The sequence below is a fragment of the Pseudomonas sp. AGC41 genome (assembly GCF_057334555.1).
This window is the reverse complement of record NZ_JBHFJB010000159.1, coordinates 76136-81077: the sequence shown is the minus strand read 5'-3', so window position 1 is coordinate 81077 and position 4942 is coordinate 76136. Positions and strand designations below refer to the sequence as shown.

The window sequence follows — 4942 nt, the reverse complement described above, 5'->3', positions numbered from 1 at the left end:
GCCGCCTTCGCGAGCAAGCTCGCTCCCACAGGGGAATTGCGGCGGAATCATCTCTGCGTCCCACCCGGAATCATTGTGGGAACGAGCCTGCTCGCGAAAGCGGTGGGTCAGTTGATAGAGATATGGCTGAAAGGCCGTCATCGCGAGCAGGCTCGCTCCCACAGTAGTTGCTGGTGAGCTTGCTCGCGATGGTGACGGGGGAAGCTTCAGCGGAACCGATCAACCTCTTTGCGCAGGTCCTGCGCCAGTTTTTCCAGTTCCTTGGCGGTGATTGCCAGGTTCGAGACTACTTCGCGTTGTTCGCTGTTGGCCATCGCGATGCTTTGCAGGTTGCTGCTGAGCAAGGTCGCGGTGCTGCTCTGCTCCTGGGTGGCCGTGGTTATCGCTGCGAACTGCTGACCGGCCGAGCGGCTTTGCTCGTCGATGCGCGCCAGGGCCGAGGCTACGTTGGCGTTGCGCGACAAGCCTTCCTGCATGAGCAGGTTGCCCTTCTCCATCGTACTGATGGCGTTGCCGGTTTCCTGTTGGATGCTATTGATCATGCCAGAGATTTCGTCGGTGGCCTGGCGGGTACGCGAAGCCAGGCTACGGACCTCGTCGGCCACCACGGCAAAACCACGGCCCTGCTCACCCGCGCGGGCAGCTTCGATGGCGGCGTTCAAGGCCAGCAGGTTGGTTTGCTCGGCAATCGAGGTGATCACACCGACGATGCCGCCAATTTCCTGGGAGCGCTGACCCAAGGTGTTGATGACCGTGGCCGTGCTGTTCAACGCGCCAGCGATCTGTTCCAGGGACGACGAAGCTTCGTCCATCGAGGTACGGCCGATGCGGGTCTGCTGGGCGTTGTCCTGGGCCAGGCGCTCGGTATTGCCCATGTTGTCGGCAATGTTCAGCGAGGTGGCGCTGAACTCTTCCACCGCCCCCGCCATGCTGGTGATTTCGCCGGACTGCTGCTCCATCCCTTCATACGCACCGCTGGACAATCCGGACAACGCCTGGGCACGACTGTTGACCTCCTGTGAGGCCTTGCGGATGTGCTCGACCATGGTCGACAAGGCTTGGCTCATCTGGTTGAAAGCACGGGCCAGTTGACCGATTTCGTCGTGGCTGGACACGTTAAGGCGCACGCTCAGGTCACCGGCGCCCAGCGCTTCGGCTTGACGTACCAAGTCGCCCAAGGGCGCCAATTTGCTCCGCAATAGCCATACTGCCGCGCCGACCGCCAGCAACATTGCCAGCAGGCTGCCAATTGCCAATTGCGTACCGACCTTCCAGGTTACCGCGTTGATTTCGGTTTTCGGCATGCTCGCCACGACCGCCCACGGCCCGCCCTCGAACGGCACGGCGACGCTGTAGAATTCTTCTGCGGTGTCTTCCCAGAACGCACCCTTGCCCGGCTTCTTGATCAAACCGGTGATAGCCGCGGTGGCGTTGTCCAGCGCCTGCACACCCGCTGGCGGTACCAACCATTTATTCTGTTCGTCCAACAGCGCCAGGGAACCGGTCTGGCCGATGCGGAAGCGCTTGAGGTTGTCGAATTGCGCATTCTGCGCATCGGTGTAATCGAATCCTACGTACAACACGGCAATGATCTTGCCGCTGCCGTCGCGAACGGGCGTGTATTGCGACATGTAGAAACGACCGAAGAGCAAGGCCCGGCCGATGTAGCTCTGCCCGCTGATCACCGGCCCGTACGCCGGGCCGGCGCGGTCGAGTACGGTGCCGATGGCCCGCGTACCGTCCTGCTTGCTCACCGAAGTACTGACACGGATGAAGTCGTCGCCGCTGCGCACGAATATCGTCGCCACGCCGGCGGTCATCGCCTTGAACTCGTCCACTTCCTTGAAGTTGTTGTTCAACACTTCGCTGCCCAGGCTCAAGCCTGGCGTCTGCACGCCCGCCACTGCCACCGGCTGGTCCGGATGCACGCTCAGGCCCGCGCTGAAGCGCTTTTCGAACAGGCCAGCCAAGCGCTGGGTGCTCTCGCGCAAGGTGCTGTGGAAGGTATTGAGCTGGTCGGCCATCAGCCGCGCTTCGCTGGCCAGGTGCTCTTCACGAGTGGAAAGGTTGGCGGCGTCCAGTGAACGCAAGGCGAAGACGGTACTGCCGGAAATCACGACCGCCAGTATCACGGCAAGGGCAAGGCCTAGCTGTGAGGCGATCCGGGCGCGGGGTTGAGACATGACGGCTCCTGGCCGAGAGACTGGATCATCCTGATCACGTCGCACGCTCGGCATTCAATTTTTGAGAGGTGGGCCCTTTCTGTACGAAGGTTCTATGTTCACGGCTTCGGCAGCAAAACCGAATACTTGAGCGCTTTGGAAGGAATAAAGCCAAGTCGCCAGCGGGGCCTGTTTGTTCCTTCAGGCCAGGCGTTTCACGTCGGGCAGTTGCATGGCGCTTACCTCGCCCTGGAGAAAATCGCTGAGCCTGCGCAAACGTTCACCTCCAGGCCGGGTCTTCGGCCAGACGAGGTAATAGTGTTCGCCGCTGGCAACAGCCGTAGGCCACGGCAGACTCAAGCGTCCCTGGGCAACGTCCTCGGCGACCATCAACAGATCGCCCATGGACACACCATAGCCCCGCGCGGCAGCGATCATGCCCAGTTCCAGCGTATCGAATACCTGGCCGCCCTTGAGCGAAACCTTGTCCGCCAGCCCCATGCGCTGCAACCAGTTGCGCCAGTCCCGGCGATCCGGCGTAGGGTGCAACAGCTCGGCGCTGGCCAGCCGCGCCACGTCCCAGGGTTGGTCGTTGAGCAGAGTCGGTGCGCCGACCGGAATCAGCTCCTCGGGGAACAGCAGACTGGCCTCCCAGTCCGCCGGAAAGTGCCCGTTGCCCAGCAGAACCGCGCAGTCGAACGGCTCGGTGTTGAAGTCCACCGAGTCGACGTCCATCCAGGCGCTGGTCAATTGCACTTCGTTGCCGGGTTGCAGATGCCGAAAGCGGCTCAGGCGCGCCAGCAACCAACGCATGGTCAGGGTCGAAGGCGCCTTCATGCGCAAAATTCCGTCCTCGCCGTGCAAGGTATGGCAAGCCCGCTCCAGCGCCATGAAACCCTCCCGCACGCCCGGCAGCAGCAGGCGTGCCGCCTCGGTCAGTTGCAGGTTGCGGCCGCTGCGCTGAAACAGCCGACAGGCGAAGTGCTCTTCGAGCGTGCGAATGTGCCGGCTGACCGCGCTCTGGGTAATCGATAGCTCTTCAGCGGCGCGGGTAAACGAGCTGTATCGCGCCGCCGCTTCGAATGCCCGCAACGCATAAAGAGGAGGGAGGCGGCGAGACATCGGAAAGACTCCTGTGGCTTTTTTCGAACCCTATCAGAAGATTCGCCCAGCATGAGTTTTAATCATGCCAGCAATCGGATTTATCCTTTTGTGCAAACCACCACAAGCGCCGAGAATCGACGTCTTACTGCCTTGTTTGAACATGGAGCGTGACGATCATGCGGCATCCGGTGCGTACCGAACTCTGGGCCATCCTGCGGCTGGCGGGGCCGTTGATTGCTTCGCAGTTGGCGCACATGCTGATGGTGCTGACCGACACCTTGATGATGGCGCGCCTGAGTCCCGAAGCCTTGGCCGGTGGCGGCCTGGGGGCGGCGAGTTACTCGTTCGTGTCGATTTTCTGCATCGGCGTGATCGCCGCAGTCGGTACGCTGGTCGCGATCCGTCAGGGCGCTGGCGATATTGAGGGCGCCACCCGGCTGACCCAGGCCGGGTTATGGCTGGCCTGGCTGATGGCGCTGGTGGCCGGGTTACTGTTGTGGAACCTCAAGCCGGTGCTGCTGTTGTTCGGCCAGACTGAAACCAACGTCCTCGCGGCCGGCCAGTTCCTGCTGGTCCTGCCGTTCGCCCTGCCCGGTTATCTGAGTTTCATGGCCCTGCGCGGATTTACCAGCGCGATCGGCCGGGCCACGCCGGTCATGGTGATCAGCCTCGGCGGCACGGTGGCCAACTTCCTGCTCAACTACGCGCTCATCACCGGCATGTTCGGCTTGCCGAAACTCGGCCTGATGGGGATCGGCCTGGTGACAGCGATTGTTGCCAACTGCATGGCCCTGGTGCTTGCCTGGCACATCCACCGGCACCCAGCCTACCGCGCCTATCCATTGCTGGAAGGCCTGTCGCGGCCCAATCGCCAATACCTCAAGGAACTGTGGCGCCTGGGCCTGCCAATTGGTGGTACCTACGCCGTGGAAGTCGGGCTGTTCGCGTTCGCCGCGCTGTGCATGGGGACCATGGGCAGCACGCCGTTGGCGGCGCACCAGATCGCTCTGCAAATCGTCTCGGTGGCATTCATGGTTCCGGCGGGTATGTCGTACGCGATCACCATGCGCATCGGCCAGCATTACGGCGCCGGGCAATTGCTCATGGCGCGCCTGGCCGGACGGGTCGGGATCGGCTTTGGCGCGGCGGCGATGCTGGCCTTCGCCATGGTGTTCTGGCTGCTGCCCAATCAACTGATCGGTTTGTTCCTGGATCACAATGACCCGGCGTTCCGCCCGGTGATCGACCTGGCTGTGAGCCTGCTGGCCGTGGCGGCTTGGTTCGAGCTGTTCGACGGTACGCAAACCATTGCCATGGGCTGTATCCGTGGCCTGAAGGACGCCAAGACCACCTTCCTGGTGGGCCTGGGTTGCTACTGGCTGATCGGCGCACCCGCTGCGTGGTGGATGGCCTTCCATTTGAGCTGGGGGCCGACCGGCGTCTGGTGGGGCCTGGCCCTGGGGCTGGCCTGCGCGGCGGTGAGCTTGACGTGGGCATTCGAGTGGAAGATGAAGCGGATGATTCGCCGCGAGCCGGAGCAGCAGAGCTTCGAAGCGATCCAGGCGAAGTGAAATACATCCCCTGTGGGAGCGAGCCTGCTCGCGAAGGCGATGAGTCAGTTGGTGGATGTCCGGCTGACACTCCGCTTTCGCGAGCAGGCTCGCTCCCACAGGATT

At 62.5% G+C, this 4942-nt stretch carries 3 protein-coding genes; 1 reads left to right on the top strand and 2 read right to left on the bottom strand.

Annotated features, from left to right (window positions below):
* Nucleotides 1-206 precede the first annotated feature (206 nt).
* Together ACE04F_RS27880 and ACE04F_RS27875 are read right to left on the bottom strand one after the other, a co-directional pair.
* Complete coding sequence (locus ACE04F_RS27880; RefSeq protein WP_486110797.1) at nucleotides 207-2183, bottom strand: methyl-accepting chemotaxis protein; 1977 nt, start codon at nucleotides 2181-2183, stop codon at nucleotides 207-209.
* A 180-nt stretch (nucleotides 2184-2363) separates the two neighbouring features.
* Nucleotides 2364-3284, bottom strand: a complete 921-nt coding sequence (locus tag ACE04F_RS27875) for a LysR substrate-binding domain-containing protein (protein WP_434602237.1) — start codon at nucleotides 3282-3284, stop codon at nucleotides 2364-2366.
* Between the two features lie 158 nt (nucleotides 3285-3442).
* Between ACE04F_RS27875 and ACE04F_RS27870 the strand changes: the two genes are divergently transcribed.
* Entirely contained in the window at nucleotides 3443-4837 is a 1395-nt protein-coding gene (locus ACE04F_RS27870) for a NorM family multidrug efflux MATE transporter (protein ID WP_486110794.1), read from the top strand.
* Nucleotides 4838-4942: the final 105 nt, after the last annotated feature.